Here is a 14,983-nt window from a genome sequence, read left to right as displayed (position 1 = left end):
AAAGACCAATGGCACACAAGAAAGCAGGCGGTTCCTCCCGCAACGGACGCGACTCGGCCGGCCGCCGGCTGGGCGTGAAGCTGTACGGTGGCCAGGCGGCCATCCCCGGCAACATCATCGTTCGCCAGCGCGGCACGCGCTTCTGGCCGGGCGAGGGTGTCGGCATGGGCAAGGATCACACCATCTTCGCGACCGAGCAGGGCGCCGTGACCTTCCACAAGGGTCTGAAGGGTCGCACCTTCATTTCCGTCCTGCCGGTGGCGGAAGCCGCCGAGTAAGCGCCGACAATCCGCGACACGTCACGAGGGGGATCGGCGGAACGCCGGTCCCCCTCGCCGTTGCGGGGTTTTCGCGGCAGCAAAGCCGTAACCACATCGTGGTAGAGGGAGGCGCCGCGACGGGATCGCGACGCTGCCGGAGGAGGAGAGCACATGGGTCTGGCGACCGTTCAGAACCAGCCGGTCATCGCGACCGAGCGGTTCGACCTGCGCCCGCTGCGGCGGTCAGATATCGGCCTTCTGGACCTCTATGCGGGGGACGAGCGGGTCGCGCGGATGACCCGGTCGATCCCGCACCCGCTGCCGCCCGGCGCGTCTGAGGCCTTCGTCACGCGCAGCCTGCGCGCTGACCGGGTGGAAAACGTCTGGGTGATGGATGCCACCAAGATCGGCGGCGACGAGCTTCTTGGCACGATCGGTTTGACCCCGATGGATCACGGCCAGGCCGAGATCGGATACTGGGTGGCGCCGCCGGCATGGAACACGGGCCTCGCGTCCGAGGCGGTGACAGCGATGATCGACGCCAATCCCCTGGGGTCGGCCACGCTGTTCGCCAGCGTGTTCCAGGACAACCCGGCCTCGGCCCGGGTGCTGGTGCATAGCGGCTTCGACTATATCGGCGACGCCGAGGCCTTCAGCGTGGCGCGGCAGGCGACGGTTCCCACCTGGACCTACCTGCGCAAGCTGGGCTGACGGGGCAGGGGTTCTACCGCTCCTGACATCGCCGCGGGGTCTTCGATCGCGGGACATTTTCGCCGGAACAATGGGCGCTGCCGGCTTGAGAGGCCGCGCGTTCCCGGCTAGACCGCACGGTGCGCCTCGTGGCCCCGTGCGCATGATTGGATCTACACCATGAAATTCCTCGATCTCTGCAAGGTGCACATCCGGTCCGGCAGCGGCGGAAACGGGTCCATCTCGTTCCGGCGCGAGAAGTTCATCGAATACGGCGGCCCCGACGGCGGCGACGGCGGTCGGGGCGGCGATGTCTGGGCCGAGGCGGTGGACGGGCTGAACACGCTGATCGACTTCCGCTACCAGCAGCACTGGTTCGCCAAGAACGGGCAGGGCGGTGCGGGCAACGGCCGTACGGGCAGCTCCGGCGATGCCATCACCCTGCGCGTGCCCGTGGGTACCGAGATCCTCGACGAGGAGGGCGAGGAGGTAATCGCCGACCTTTCGACCCTGGGCGAGCGCGTGCTGCTGGCCAAGGGCGGCAACGGCGGCTGGGGCAACCTGCACTTCAAGACCTCCGTCAACCAGGCGCCGCGCCGCGCCAACCCCGGGCAGGAGGGTGTCGAGCGCACGCTGTGGCTGCGGCTGAAGCTGATCGCCGACGTTGGCCTCGTCGGCCTGCCCAACGCGGGCAAGTCGACCTTCCTTGCCGCCACGTCGAACGCGCGTCCCAAGATCGCCGACTACCCCTTCACCACGCTGCACCCGAATCTGGGGGTGGTCGAGGTCGACGGGCGCGAATTCGTGGTCGCGGACATTCCCGGCCTCATCGAGGGCGCGCACGAGGGCCGCGGCCTGGGCGACGTGTTCCTGGGCCACGTGGAACGCTCGGCCGTGCTGCTGCACCTGATCGACGGCACGTCGGGCACGCTGATCGAGGATTGGCGCACCATCTGCAACGAACTCGAGGCCTACGGCGAAGGCTTGGCCGACAAGCCGCGCGTCACCGTGCTCAACAAGATCGACGCGCTGGACGAAGAGGAACGCGCCTTCCTGCGCGACGAATTGCACGAGGCCGGCGCCGAGGATGTGCGGCTGATGTCCGGCGCCACGGGCGAGGGCGTGATCGACGTGCTGCGCGCGCTGCGTCCGCACGTCCAGCGCCGCGACCGGGCCGAGGCCGCTGTCGCGGACGACGACGAGGGCGGATCGTGGCAGCCCTAGGCGACGCGCGGCCCGCCACCGCGACCCTGGCGGATGCGCGGCGGATAGTGGTCAAGATCGGCTCGGCCCTGCTGGTCGACGCCGCGTCCGGTCGCCTGCGCGAGGATTGGCTGGTCAGCCTCGCCGCCGACGTGGCCGCGCTGAAGGCGCGCGGGGCCGAGGTGGTGCTGGTCTCCTCCGGCTCGATCGCGCTGGGGCGCGGCGCGCTGGGGCTGCCCGCGGGCACGCTGCCGCTCGAGCAAAGCCAGGCGGCGGCATCCGTGGGACAGATCCGGCTGGCGCGCGCCTACGAACAGGTCATGGCGCCGCACGGCATCGTCACCGGGCAGGTGCTGGTCACGCTCGAGGACAGCGCCTCGCGCCGGCGCTACCTGAACTCGCGCGCCACGCTCGGCACCCTGCTGGGCCTCGGCGCGCTGCCCATCGTCAACGAGAACGACACGGTGGCGACGGACGAGATCCGCTACGGCGACAACGACCGGCTGGCGGCACAGGTGGCCGCGACGGTGGGCGCCGACCTGCTGGTGCTGCTGTCGGACGTGGACGGGCTATACACTGCGAACCCGCAGATCGACCCGCAGGCGCGCCGGCTGGACGTGGTCGACGCCATCACCCCCGAGATCGAGGCGATGGCCGGCGACGCCGGCTCGGGCCTGTCGAAGGGCGGCATGAAGACCAAGGTCATGGCCGCGCGCACCGCCACCGCCGCCGGCTGCGCCATGCTGATCGGCCTCGGCGCGCCGATGCACCCGCTGCGCGCGCTGCAGGACGGCGCGCCGTCGACGCTGTTCGCGCCGCAGCTCGACCCGCAGGCGGCGCGCAAGCGTTGGATCGCGGCGATGAAGACGCGCGGCACCCTGACCGTGGACGAAGGCGCCGCCCGCGCCCTCGCCGGAGGCCGTTCGCTGCTGCCGGCGGGCGTGCGCGCCGTCACCGGCGCGTTCGAGCGCGGCGACCCGGTGGCGATCCGCGCCGCCGACGGCGCCACGCTGGGCTGCGGGCTGGTCCGCTACTCGGCCTCCGAGGCGCGCGCCATCGCCGGGCACCAAAGCGCCGACATCGAGGCGATCCTTGGCTATCCCGGGCGCGCCGTGCTGGTCCACCGGGACGACATGGCGCTTTGACCGCCCGGGACGGCGCAGTACATTGACGCAACTCCAGCGACAGGGACCAGACCCATGAAGGACCTGACCGACATCCCCGCCCTGATGCACGACATGGGTCGGCGCGCGCGTGACGCGGCCGCGGTGCTGGCCTATGCCGCGCCGGAGGCCAAGCGCCGCGCTCTCGAAGCCGCCGCCGACGCGGTCGAGGCGCAGGCGCCCGAGATCCTCGCCGCCAACGCGCAGGACCTCGACTACGGCCGCGAGAAGGGCCTGAGCGACGCGATGATGGACCGGCTGACGCTCAGCCCCGAGCGGATTGCCGACATCGCCATCGGCCTGCGCACGGTCGCCGCGCAGGACGATCCGGTGGGCGCGGTGATGGACGAATGGGACCGGCCCTCGGGCCTGCACATCCGCCGCGTGCGCACGCCGCTGGGCGTGGTCGGCGTGATCTACGAATCGCGCCCCAACGTGACCGCCGATGCCGGTGCGCTGTGCCTGAAATCAGGCAACGCGGTGATCCTGCGCGGCGGCTCGGAAAGTTTCCACTCCTCGCGGGCGATCCACGCCTGCCTCGTCGAAGGGCTGCGCGCCGTCGGCCTGCCCGAGGACGCGATCCAGCTGGTGCCCACCCGCGACCGCGCCGCGGTGTCCGAGATGCTGACCATGACCGACACGATCGACGTGATCGTGCCCCGCGGCGGCAAGGGGCTGGTGGGGCTCGTGCAGCGCGAGGCGCGCGTGCCGGTCTTCGCCCACCTCGAGGGGATCGTGCACATCTACATCGACCGAGAGGCCGACCCGCTCAAGGCGCTCGAGGTGGTGAAGAACGCCAAGACCCGCCGCACCGGCATCTGCGGCGCGGCCGAATGCCTGCTGATCCACCGCGACGTGGTCGACACGATCGGCCAGGGCGTCATCCGCGCGCTGATCGAGGCCGGGGTCGAGGTGCGCACCGACGAGACGCTGTCGAAGATCGTCGGCACCGTTCCCGCGTCCGAGGACGATTGGGGCCGCGAATACCTCGACATGATCATCGCCGCGCGCGTGGTCGACGACATCGACTCCGCCATCGCGCATATCCGGCGCTACGGCTCGAACCACACCGACTGCATCCTGACCGAGGACGACGCGGCCGCCGACCGCTTCTTCCAGCGGCTCGACAGCGCGATCCTGATGCGCAACGCCTCGACGCAATTCGCCGACGGGGGCGAGTTCGGCATGGGCGCGGAGATCGGCATCGCCACCGGCAAGATGCATGCGCGCGGCCCGGTGGGCGCCGAGCAGCTGACCAGCTTCAAGTACCTGGTGACCGGCGACGGAACGGTGCGCTGAGCGCCGCGCGGTCGCGGCGCGTCACGACATCGGATCGCCGCTCAGCCGATGGTGATCTCGATGCGGTCCTCGGCGGGGCGCGCCGACAGCGTTCGGCCCCGGTCGCGCGCCAGGGTCGACAGCAGGGCGAACTGCACCTTGTCCGGCGTCAGGTCGTCAAGCTCACCGCCGCCGGCCAGGAAACTCCAGGCCCGATCGTCGACCGCGATGCGCTTGCCCGTTGCCTCAATCCGGATGCGGCCGTCGCCGCCCTCGATTCGGGCGGTGCCGCCCACCGGCAGCGCGCTTTCGCAGCACAGGAAACCCAGGTAGACCATCTGCACGTTCGAGCGCGCCATCTTGTCCGCCGCCGCCCATTGCGTGTTCATGCGCGTGGACCGGGTGATCGCCTCCAGCGTGGCGGCCGCGTCGCGCGCGCCGATGGACTGCCCGTCATTTGCGCTGCCGAAGGCGACGCGAAAGAACTTGATCCGCGCCGAGGCGCTGTCGCAGCTGTCCTGGATCAGGGCCATCTCCGCGCCGGTGTCGGCCTTGCCCGCCAGCGCCACCAGTTCCAGCCCGTTCTGAATGGCCCCGATCGGGCTGATGAGATCGTGACACAGCCGCGATCCTACCAAAGCTGCGAGAGAGGCCATATGATCGGTCATCAAGTCATCCTGTCTAAGGAGAGAACATGGAGGAACTGAACGCCCTGCTGGAGCCCGGCATGCTGGTGCAGAACCCCGACCACCCCGAATGGGGCCACGGGCAGGTGCAGTCCAACATCGGCGGCAAGATCACCGTCAACTTCCGCGAGGAAGGCAAGATGGTGCTCGACGGCGCGCACGTGTCGCTGATCCCCGTTCTGGATTCCGGTTTCGATTCCGGGCCTTGAGCCGCCCGCTTGTTCCGTATTAGCGATGCTTTTGGCGGATGCCTACCCCCGAGGGTGAATTTGCGAGGCTCTATCGTGTTGGCAGGATACGAGAAATGACCGATGCGGCCACATTGACAGGACCTGCGCCTCAGACCGGTTTCTCCGTCCGGCTGGCCGAGACGCGTGCCGATATCGAGGCGGCCCAGCGCCTGCGCTACGCCGTCTTCGTCGAGGAGCTGGGCGGAGACGGGCCGCTGGTCGACCACGCGGCAAGGCTGGAGCGCGACCGCTTCGATCCGTTCTTCGACCACCTGATCCTGACGCTCGCGGACGCGCCCGGCCAGGTGGTCGGCGTCTATCGCCTGCTGCGCGACGAGGCCGCCGCCCGCGCCGGGCAGTTCTACTCCGAGGACGAATACGACCTCGCGCCGCTGAAACGCTCGGGGCGCCGGCTGCTCGAACTCGGACGGTCCTGCCTGCACCCCGATCACCGCGGCGGCGCGGCGCTCTATGCGCTGTGGCAGGGGCTGGCGGATTACGTCTTCGACCACCGGATCGAGATCCTGTTCGGGGTCGCCAGCTTCCACGGCACCGATCCGCAGCGGCTGGCCGCGCCCCTGTCGCTGCTGCATCACCGCCACCTCGCGCCCGAGCCGCTGCGCGTGCGCGCGCGCCAGTGCCAGCCGATGGACCTGCTGCCCGAGGCCACGCTTGACCGCCGCGCCGCGATGCTGCAGGTGCCCGCGCTGATCAAGTCCTACCTGCGAATGGGTGGCTTCGTGGGCGAGGGGGCCTTCGTCGACGATGCCTTCAACACCACCGACGTCTGCCTGGTGATGGACACCACCCGGCTGGATCGGGCGGCCAGCGCTCGCTACACGCGGGGGCGCGTATGACCTGGACGGCGCCGACGATCCCCGCACCCGATCCGATCGGTCCCGCCGGCTGGCTTCGCGCCGGCTTGCGCGGTACGGCGATGGCGGGCGTGGTGTTCGGCGGGCTGGGGCTGCTGCTGGCGCTGCGGCTGGTCGAGCGTCCGCTGGCGGGGCAGGGCCGCCCGGTGACACCCTGGATCACCCAAGGGGTCTGCCGCGTGACGCTGGCGATCATGGGCCTGCGCGTGGACAGGCGCGGCACACCGATCCGGGTGGAGGGCGCGCAGGTGGCGAACCACACGAGCTGGCTGGACATCTTCGTGCTGAACGCCTTCCAGAACGTCTATTTCGTGTCCAAGTCCGAGGTCGCCTCGTGGCCCGGCATCGGCTGGCTCGCACGCGCCACCGGCACCGTCTTCATCCGCCGCGACCGGCGCGAGGCGCGTACCCAGACCGAACTGTTCCAGAAGCGCCTGTCGGAGGGCCACCGGCTGCTGTTCTTCCCCGAAGGCACCTCGACCGACGGGCGGCAGGTGCTTCCCTTCAAGACCACGCTGTTCGCCGCCTTCTACGACGACGCCCTGCGCCACGACGCGCATATCCAGGCGATCAGCCTGACCTACCGTTCGCCGCCCGGCGCGCGGCCGGCCTTCTACGGCTGGTGGGGCGACATGGATTTCGCGCCCTCGCTTCTCGAGGTGCTCGCGCAGCGGAGGCAGGGCCGGGTTTCGCTGGTTTGGCATCCGCCGGTGCGGGTGGACGCGCATCCCAACCGCAAGAGCCTCGCCTCGCATCTCGAGGCGCAAGTGCGGTCGGGCCACGCGGCCGCGTCCGATCACGCCTGACGCGTCAGCCCATCGCGTCGACCAGCGCGCGCAGCGCCGCCGCCGGATCGTCGGTGCGCCAGATCTCCTCGCCCACGGCGATGAAGTCGGTGACCGGGGCCAGCGCGCGCACGGCCTCGGGCGTCAGCCCGCCCTCGGCCACCACCGGCACCTCGATCATCTCGGACCACCAGGCGAACAGGTCGCGCTCGGCCAGCGCGCCGTCGCCCAGGGCGCCGGCCACGGGACCGAAGGCGACGTAATCGGCGCCGGCCTCGCCCGCGTTCATGCCGTCGTGACGCGACTGGCCGCAGAAGGCGCCCACGATCGCATCCGCCCCCAGCGTCTTTCGCGCCGCGCGCACCGATCGCGCCCCGTCGGGCAGGTGCACGCCGTCCAGACCCAGCCGCTCGGCCAGCACCACGTGCGTGTCGATCACCATCGCCACGTCGGCGGAGTGGGCCACTTCGCGCACGGCGTCGGTCGCGCGGATCAGCCGGTCTTCGTCGCGGGTGGCCAGAGACAAGCGCAGGCAGGCCACCGGCACTCCCTGCAGCACCCGGTCGAGTTGCGCGGGAAACGACCCGAGGTCGAACTCGGGCGGGGTCAGAAGGTAGATCTGCGGTCGGTCCTGCTCGGCCATGTCATGCTCCCACGCTCGTCGCGCCCGGCTTGTGGCGCCCGGCTTGTCGCGGCGTGATAACGCGGGTCGCGGCGCTTGACCATCCGCGTCGCGCAGGCGATTGCACGGGCCGCCCGCGCTGTTATGGAAGGCGCGCAACGACCGAGGACCGCCCATGACGCCGCATCCCGCCCAACCCGCAATCGTGCTCGTCCGCCCGCAGATGGGCGAGAACATCGGCGCGGCCGCGCGCGCGATGTGGAATTTCGGGCTGGACCGCATGCGCGTCGTTGCCCCACGCGACGGCTGGCCGAACCCGCAGGCCGTGGCGATGGCCTCGGGCGCGGGGCGCCTGCTGGACGAGGCGCGGCCCTTCGGCGACCTGCGCGGCGCGATCGAGGATTGCCACTTCACCTTCGCCACCACCGCCCGGCCGCGCGGCATGACGAAACCCGTCTACACGCCGCAGGCCGCGATGGAGGAAGCCCGCGACCGCATCGCCCGGGGCGAGCGTGTGGGCTTCATTTTCGGCCCCGAACGCGCGGGACTGGAAAACGACGACATCGCCCAGGCCAGCGCGATCGTGTCGGTCCCGGTGAACCCGGATTTCCCCTCGCTGAACCTCGCGCAATGCGTGCTGCTGTGCGCCTACGAATGGCGGCTCGCCACCGAAGAGGCAACGCCCGTGTCCGAAGGGCTGGTCGGCACGGATCGCGCCAGCGCCGAGGACGTGGCGCGCCTGGTCGACCATTACGAGGAAAGGCTGGACCAGGCGGGCTTCTTCTATCCCGAAACCAAGTCCGACACGATGAAGCGCACCTTCCGCAACATGTGGTCGCGCCTGCCGCTGACCACGGCGGACGTGCACATCCTGCACGGTGTGATGCGCCAGATGGTCCGCTGGAAGGAACGCGGCGAAGACTGACGGTGACGACGCCGCGCGACAGGGTGCGGCAAAGCGGGCAGGGCGCTTGAAGCCCCTCGGGCCGGGCTCTACTGTCCGCGCGAACGATCCGGGGGGGGCACATGGCACAGAAACGCAAGCTATTCGAAGAGGTCGGCGCAGAGCGCCCCGAGCCGCAGAGGACCCCCGCGGGCGGCATGATCGACAGCCCCCGGCGCGGCGCGCGCGGCGCGGTCCGGGTCTGGCTGATGATCCTGTTCGCGCTGGTCATGGTCATGATCGCCGTGGGCGGGCTGACGCGTCTCACCGACAGCGGGCTTTCCATCACCGAATGGCGCCCCGTCACCGGCGCGCTGCCCCCGATGAGCGCCGCCGAGTGGCAGGCCGAGTTCGACAAGTATCGCGCCATCCCCGAATACCAGATCCAGAACCGCGGCATGTCCATGACCGAGTTCCAGTTCATCTACTGGTGGGAATGGGGCCACCGGCAGCTGGGCCGCGTCATCGGCCTCGTCTGGGCCGTGGGCTTCCTGGGCTTCGCCGTCGCGCGCAAGATCCCGCCGGGCTGGACCGGCCGCCTGCTGCTGTTGGGCGTGCTGGGCGGGCTTCAGGGCGCCATCGGCTGGTGGATGGTCGCCTCGGGGCTCGAGGGCGACATGCTGGACGTGGCCTCCTACCGTCTCGCGACGCATCTGGGCCTGGCCTTCGTGATCCTCGGTTTCCTCGCCTGGTACGTCTTCCTTCTGGGCCGGAGCGAGCGGGACCTGATGCAGGCCCGCCGCGAGGGCGAGCCAAGGCTCTTTCGCATTTCGACCGGCCTGCTGCACTTCACCTTCCTGCAGATCCTGATCGGCGCGCTGGTCGCGGGCATCGATGCTGGGCGCAGCTATACCGACTGGCCGCTGATGGCCGGCCAGTTCCTCCCGCCGTACCCGTTCGAGCTCGAACCCGTCTGGCGCAACTTCTTCGAGAATCCCGGCCTCGTCCAGTTCATGCACCGCATGGTCGCCTACGCGCTGCTGGTCTTCGGCATGGTCGTCTGGCTGCGCGGGCGCCGCTCGGCCAATGCCGACACGCGGGGCCGCTTCCACGCGGTCCTCGCCGTGCTGGCGCTGCAGGTGGTGCTGGGCATCGTCACCGTGCTGTACGGCGCGCCGTGGCAGATCGCGATCGCACACCAGGTGCTGGCCGTGATCCTGTGGGTGCTGATCCTCCGGGCGCGCTTCGCCGCGCGCTATCCCGTTCACCAATCGATCCGAGGCAAGTGATGAGTACGAGTAACAGCTACCAGGCGCTGATGGCCTTCCAGCGCGAGACCGAGGCGCTTGCCCAGGTCGCCGGCCGGTTGTCCTGGGACCAGGAGACGGTGATGCCCCGCGGCTCGGCCGAGCAGCGCGGCGACGAGATGGCGGCGATGGAGCACGTGCTGCACGCCCGCCGCGTCGCCCCCGAGGTCGGCGACTGGCTTTCCGGCATCGACGAGGCGTCGCTGGACGAGGTCGGCCGCGCGCAGATCCGCCACATCCGCCACAACTTCGACCGCGCGACCAAGGTGCCCGCGCGCCTTGCCTCGGCGCTGGCGCGCACGATCTCCCGCGCGCAGATGGTCTGGGTCGACGCGAGCAAGGCCGGTGACGTTTCGGCCTTCCTGCCGGTCCTGACCGAGGTGCTGGCGCTGCGCCGCGAAGAAGCGCAGGCGCTGGCGGGCGACGGGCCGCTCTACGACGCGCTGCTGGACGATTACGAGCGCGGCGCCAAGGCCTCCGAACTCGAGGCGATGTTCGGCGCGCTGCGTCCCCGCCTCGTCGCGCTGCGCGAGGCCGTGCTCGCGCGACCGGAACCGCAGGGCGTGTCCGGCCAGTTCGAAGAGGACCTCCAGCTGCGGCTGTCGCGCGAGGTGGCGCAGGCCTTCGGCTACGACCTGTCGCGCGGGCGAATCGACATGGCTGTGCATCCGTTCAGCTCCGGGTCCGGCGACGACGTGCGCATCACCACGCGCACCGATCCGAAGGACCCGTTCAACTGCGTTTATTCCACGATCCACGAGGTCGGGCACGCCAGCTACGAACAGAACGTCGACCCGGCGTATCGCCTGACGCCGTTGGGATCGGGCGTGTCGATGGGCGTGCACGAAAGCCAGAGCCGCATCTACGAGAACCAGCTCGGCCGCTCGCGTGCCTTCACATCGTGGCTGTTCGCCCGGATGCGCGACCGTTTCGGCGATTTCGGCATCGACGACGAGGATTCCTTCTACGCCGCCGTGAACCGCGTGAAGAAGGGCTACATCCGCACCGAGGCGGACGAGATCCAGTACAACCTGCACATCATGCTGCGCTTCGACCTCGAGCGCGCACTGATCGCCGGCGACCTGCACCCCGGTGACCTCGAGGCCGCCTGGAACGACCGGTTCGAGGCGGATTTCGGTTATCCGGTCGACAAGCCCGCGCACGGCGTGCTGCAGGACGTGCACTGGGCGGCGGGGCTGTTCGGCTACTTCCCGACCTACAGCCTCGGCAACGTCTATGCGGGTTGCCTGAACGAGGCGATGCGCCGCGCTGTGCCGGACGTGGACGACCGTCTGTCACGGGGCGATACCGGCCCCGCAGTGGTTTGGCTGCGCGAGAACCTGCAGCGCCACGGCGGCCTCTACCGCCCGCGCGAGGTGATCGAGCGCGCCTGCGGCTTTCCGCTGTCCGAGGCGCCGCTGCTGTCCTATCTCGAAGCGAAGTTCGGCGACATCTACGGGCTCTAACCCGGTCCTGCTTTCACCGACCCGAGCACGAAAAGGCCCCCTTCGCAGGAAGGGGGCCTTCGTCGTCACCAGATCGCCAGCGGCCCCGAGGGCAGGGGCGCGCGGGGCTTTCAGGCGTGGGCGGGCTGACCGCCGCGCAGGCCGTCGATCGACCATGCGCCGGCGCCGATCACCGCCAGCGACAGATAGCCGCCGGTCAGCGCCAGGTTCTTGAGGAACTGCGTCATCTGCATCTGGTCGGCCGGGTCGAAGTGATACAGCGTGCCCGAAACCAGGCAAAACGCGCCCAGCGCCAGCGCGACGATGCGCGTCTGGAAGCCCAGGATCAGGGCGAGGCCGCCCAGGATCTCGAACAGGACGACCGGCCAGGCCAGGAAGGCCGGGATGCCGCCCGAGGCCATGAAGCCGGCGAAGCCGGCCACGTCGCCGGTCTTGCCGAAGCCGGAGATGAGGAACAGCAGGCCCAGCATGATGCGGGCTGCCAGCAGAACGGTGTTGGTGGTCGTGGAGGTCATTGTTGCGTTTTCCTTGCGTCAAGAGATGCGCAGACAAATGGCACTGTGCGCCAGGTAAGGAAATCCGCCGAACTCCAACAGAGTTGGTGCATCAACGCACAAGATGCCGCTGCGGCTCCCGCGCCAGCGTCGGGAGGGCACCGGGGCGCGGCTGCCGGATCGGCCGGCCGCGCCCTGCGAGGGTCACTCCTCGCCGGCGTTTCCGGGCGTGTCCCCGGCCACGTCGCCCGTCGCGTCCTCGACGTCGTTGTCGCTCTCTTCCGCGATCCACGCGACCGAGACGACTTCCTCGCCCTTGCCGGTGTTGAACACCTTCACCCCGCCGGCGTTGCGCGAGCGGAAGCTGATGCCCTCGACCGGGACGCGGATCGACTGGCCCCTGGACGTGGCAAGCATGATCTGGTCGCCCATCTCGACCGGGAACGACGCCACCAGCGGCCCGCCCCGCATCGCGCGGTCCATCGCCATGACGCCCTGGCCGCCGCGCCCGCGCACCGGGTAGTCGTGCGACGACGACAGCTTGCCGCTGCCGTTGGCGGTGATCGTCAGGATCAGGTTCTCGGCCGCCGACATGCGCGGATAGTCGATCTCGACCGCGTCGGTCGCGTTTGCCTCCTCGGCATCGTCCTCGTCCACCTCGTGCTCGTCCACGAGGCCCGCCATCGCGCGCCGCATCTTGAGGTAGGCGACCCGCTCGGCCGGGCTCGCCTCGAAGTGGCGGATGATCGACATGCTGACCACACGGTCACCGTTCTGCAGGCGGATGCCGCGCACGCCGGTCGACTTGCGGCCCTTGAAGACGCGCACGGCCGTGGTCGGGAAGCGGATCGCGCGGCCCGAGTCGGTGAACAGCATCACGTCGTCATCTTCCGACGCGATCCGCGCGTTCACCAGCTCCACGCCCTCGGGCAGGTCCATCGCGATCTTGCCGTTGCGCATCACGTTGGTGAAGTCCGACAGCGCGTTGCGCCGCACGTCGCCCGCGCTGGTGGCGAAGACGATCTGCAGGTCGTCCCATTCCTCCTCGGGGCGGTCGACGGGCATGATCGCGGCGATGCTGACGCCAGAGGGGATCGGCAGGATGTTGACGATCGCCTTGCCCTTGGACGTGCGCCCGCCCAGCGGCAGGCGCCAGGTCTTCAGCTTGTAGACCATGCCGGCGGTGGTGAAGAACAGCAGCTGCGTATGCGTGTTGGCGACGAACAGCGTGGTGACCACGTCGTCGTCCTTCAGCTGGCCGCCGGACACCCCTTTGCCGCCGCGCTTCTGCGCGCGGAAATCGGCCAGCGCGGTGCGCTTGATGTAGCCGCCCTGGGTGACGGTGACGACCATGTCCTCGCGCTCGATCAGGTCCTCGTCGTCCATGTCGCCGGCCCAGTCGACGATCTCGGTCCGGCGCGGCACGGCATAGGCGTCGCGGATGGCGGTCAGCTCGTTGGTGATGATCTCCATGATCCGCTCGCGCGAACCGAGGATGTCGAGGTAATCCTTGATCTTGGCCGCCAGGTCCTCCAGCTCGTCCGTGACCTCGGAGACACCCAGCTGCGTCAGGCGCTGCAGCCGCAGGTCGAGGATCGCGCGCGCCTGGATCTCGGACAGGTTGTAGGTGCCGTCGTCGTTGATCGTGTGGGTGGGGTCATCGATCAGCCGGATGAACGGCGCGATCTCCTTCGCGGGCCAGCGGCGCGTCATCAGCTTCTCGCGCGCCTCGGCCGCGTCGGCCGAGCTGCGGATGGTGGCGACGACCTCGTCCACGTTGCTGACCGCGACCGCCAGGCCGCACAGCACGTGGCTGCGTTCGCGCGCCTTGCGCAGCAGGTACGCGGTGCGGCGCGCGACCACGTCCTCGCGGAAGTCGAGGAACGCGGTCAGGAAGGCGCGCAGGGTCAGCTGCTCGGGCTTGCCGCCGTTCAGCGCCAGCATGTTGCAGCCGAAATAGGTCTGCATCGGCGTGAAGCGGTACAGCTGGTTCAGCACGACCTCGGCGGTGGCGTCGCGCTTCAGCTCGACCACCACGCGCACGCCGTGCCGGTCGGACTCGTCCTGGACGTGGGCGATGCCCTCGATCTTCTTGTCGCGCGCGGCCTCGGCGATCCGCTCGATCATCGTGGCCTTGTTCACCTGGTACGGGATCTCGTCCACGACGATGGCGTAGCGATCCTTGCGCAACTCCTCGATCCGCGTCTTGGCGCGGATGATCACGCTGCCGCGCCCTTCGAGATACGCCTTGCGCGCGCCCGACCGGCCCAGGATCACGCCCCCGGTGGGGAAATCCGGCGCGGGGATGTAGTCGATCAGCTGCTCGCTGGTCAGTTCGGGGTTCTCGATCATCGCCAGCGTGGCCGAGATCACCTCGCCCAGGTTGTGCGGCGGGATGCGCGTGGCCATGCCCACCGCGATGCCCTCGGCGCCGTTGACCAGCACGTTGGGATAGCGGGCGGGTAGCACGACCGGCTCCTGCCGCTCGTTGGCGTAGTTCGGGACGAAGTCGACCGTGTCCTTGTCGATGTCCTCGAGCAGCGCCTCGGCGGCCTTCTGCAGGCGGCTTTCGGTATAGCGGTAGGCGGCCGGCGGATCGCCGTCCATGCTGCCGAAATTGCCCTGGCCGTCGATCAGCGGCAGCGACATCGAGAAGTCCTGCGCCATCCGCACCAGCGCGTCGTAGACGGCCGAGTCCCCGTGCGGGTGGTATCGGCCCATCACGTCGCCCACGGCGGTCGCGCACTTGCGGTAGGGCTTGGTCGAGGTCTGGCCGTTCTCCCACAGGGTGTACAGAATCCGCCGGTGCACGGGCTTCAGACCGTCGCGCAGATCGGGGATCGCGCGGCTCACGATCACGCTCATCGCGTAGTCGAGATAGCTCGACTTCATCTCGTCGATGATGTCGATCGCCGGTCCCGACCGCGGGGTTGGAATTTCCTGTTCGTCGTCAGGGGGTTGCGGCGTATCGCTCACGTCGGATGCCTGCTGCTGTTACTGCCATATCTTGTTGGGGCCCGTATACCAGATGCTGGATATGG

The 14,983-nt window shown here is 69.5% G+C and carries 15 protein-coding genes; 11 read left to right on the top strand and 4 right to left on the bottom strand.

From position 1 onward, the window contains the following. The first annotated feature begins 8 nt into the window (after positions 1 to 8). From rpmA to BLW27_RS08750, 5 genes are all read left to right on the top strand, one after another. Positions 9 to 278 (top strand): 50S ribosomal protein L27, encoded by a 270-nt coding sequence (rpmA, locus tag BLW27_RS08770; RefSeq protein WP_089882271.1) that lies wholly within the window; start codon positions 9 to 11, stop codon positions 276 to 278. Between the two features lie 153 nt (positions 279 to 431). Continuing rightward, a complete protein-coding gene (locus tag BLW27_RS08765; protein WP_089882269.1) occupies positions 432 to 971 on the top strand; it encodes a GNAT family N-acetyltransferase in 540 nt (179 codons plus the stop codon). Positions 972 to 1,130: 159 nt separating this feature from the next. Continuing rightward, entirely contained in the window at positions 1,131 to 2,174 is a 1,044-nt protein-coding gene (gene obgE / locus BLW27_RS08760) for a GTPase ObgE (protein WP_089882268.1), read from the top strand. Further along, positions 2,162 to 3,298, top strand: a complete 1,137-nt coding sequence (gene proB / locus BLW27_RS08755; RefSeq protein ID WP_089882265.1) for a glutamate 5-kinase — start codon at positions 2,162 to 2,164, stop codon at positions 3,296 to 3,298. Before obgE ends, proB begins: the two co-directional genes overlap by 13 nt. Positions 3,299 to 3,352: 54 nt before the next feature. Further along, entirely contained in the window at positions 3,353 to 4,615 is a 1,263-nt protein-coding gene (locus BLW27_RS08750) for a glutamate-5-semialdehyde dehydrogenase (RefSeq protein ID WP_089882264.1), read from the top strand. A gap of 41 nt (positions 4,616 to 4,656) precedes the next feature. On the opposite strand, the gene BLW27_RS08745 is transcribed toward BLW27_RS08750, so the two are convergent. After that, positions 4,657 to 5,262: a histidine phosphotransferase family protein gene (locus BLW27_RS08745; RefSeq protein ID WP_089882261.1), complete on the bottom strand. Its 606-nt coding sequence runs from the start codon at positions 5,260 to 5,262 to the stop codon at positions 4,657 to 4,659. Between the two features lie 26 nt (positions 5,263 to 5,288). Here BLW27_RS08745 and BLW27_RS08740 point away from each other — a divergent pair, with 26 nt between their 5' ends. The 3 genes from BLW27_RS08740 to olsA all read left to right on the top strand — a co-directional run bounded on the left by BLW27_RS08740 (position 5,289) and on the right by olsA (position 7,191). Continuing rightward, positions 5,289 to 5,489, top strand: a complete 201-nt coding sequence (locus BLW27_RS08740) for a DUF3553 domain-containing protein (RefSeq protein ID WP_089882259.1) — start codon at positions 5,289 to 5,291, stop codon at positions 5,487 to 5,489. Between the two features lie 95 nt (positions 5,490 to 5,584). Beyond that, complete coding sequence (gene olsB / locus BLW27_RS08735) at positions 5,585 to 6,367, top strand: L-ornithine N(alpha)-acyltransferase (RefSeq protein WP_089882256.1); 783 nt, start codon at positions 5,585 to 5,587, stop codon at positions 6,365 to 6,367. Next, positions 6,364 to 7,191: a lyso-ornithine lipid O-acyltransferase gene (gene olsA, locus BLW27_RS08730; protein ID WP_089882255.1), complete on the top strand. Its 828-nt coding sequence runs from the start codon at positions 6,364 to 6,366 to the stop codon at positions 7,189 to 7,191. Before olsB ends, olsA begins: the two co-directional genes overlap by 4 nt. Before the next feature lie 4 nt (positions 7,192 to 7,195). On the opposite strand, the gene BLW27_RS08725 is transcribed toward olsA, so the two are convergent. Beyond that, positions 7,196 to 7,813, bottom strand: a complete 618-nt coding sequence (locus BLW27_RS08725) for a thiamine phosphate synthase (protein WP_089882253.1) — start codon at positions 7,811 to 7,813, stop codon at positions 7,196 to 7,198. A gap of 154 nt (positions 7,814 to 7,967) precedes the next feature. Here BLW27_RS08725 and BLW27_RS08720 point away from each other — a divergent pair, with 154 nt between their 5' ends. The 3 genes from BLW27_RS08720 (at position 7,968) to BLW27_RS08710 (ending at position 11,448) form a co-directional block, all read left to right on the top strand. Further along, the gene (locus BLW27_RS08720) at positions 7,968 to 8,717 is read left to right on the top strand and encodes an RNA methyltransferase (protein WP_089882251.1); all 750 of its coding nucleotides are present in this window, start codon (positions 7,968 to 7,970) and stop codon (positions 8,715 to 8,717) included. 101 nt (positions 8,718 to 8,818) lie between these two features. Beyond that, positions 8,819 to 9,964: a heme A synthase gene (gene ctaA / locus BLW27_RS08715; protein WP_089882249.1), complete on the top strand. Its 1,146-nt coding sequence runs from the start codon at positions 8,819 to 8,821 to the stop codon at positions 9,962 to 9,964. Beyond that, positions 9,964 to 11,448: a carboxypeptidase M32 gene (locus tag BLW27_RS08710; protein ID WP_089882247.1), complete on the top strand. Its 1,485-nt coding sequence runs from the start codon at positions 9,964 to 9,966 to the stop codon at positions 11,446 to 11,448. Before ctaA ends, BLW27_RS08710 begins: the two co-directional genes overlap by 1 nt. A gap of 110 nt (positions 11,449 to 11,558) precedes the next feature. Here the strand turns inward: BLW27_RS08710 and BLW27_RS08705 are convergent, their stop codons facing one another. Then, the gene (locus BLW27_RS08705; RefSeq protein ID WP_089882245.1) at positions 11,559 to 11,963 is read right to left on the bottom strand and encodes a DoxX family protein; all 405 of its coding nucleotides are present in this window, start codon (positions 11,961 to 11,963) and stop codon (positions 11,559 to 11,561) included. Positions 11,964 to 12,146: 183 nt separating this feature from the next. After that, on the bottom strand, positions 12,147 to 14,918 hold the full coding sequence (gyrA, locus tag BLW27_RS08700; protein WP_089882244.1) for a DNA gyrase subunit A: 2,772 nt from the start codon (positions 14,916 to 14,918) through the stop codon (positions 12,147 to 12,149). Positions 14,919 to 14,983: the final 65 nt, after the last annotated feature.

Source organism: Citreimonas salinaria, assembly GCF_900107235.1.
GTDB lineage: Bacteria > Pseudomonadota > Alphaproteobacteria > Rhodobacterales > Rhodobacteraceae > Citreimonas > Citreimonas salinaria.
This window is presented reverse-complemented; position numbering and strand designations above follow the sequence as displayed.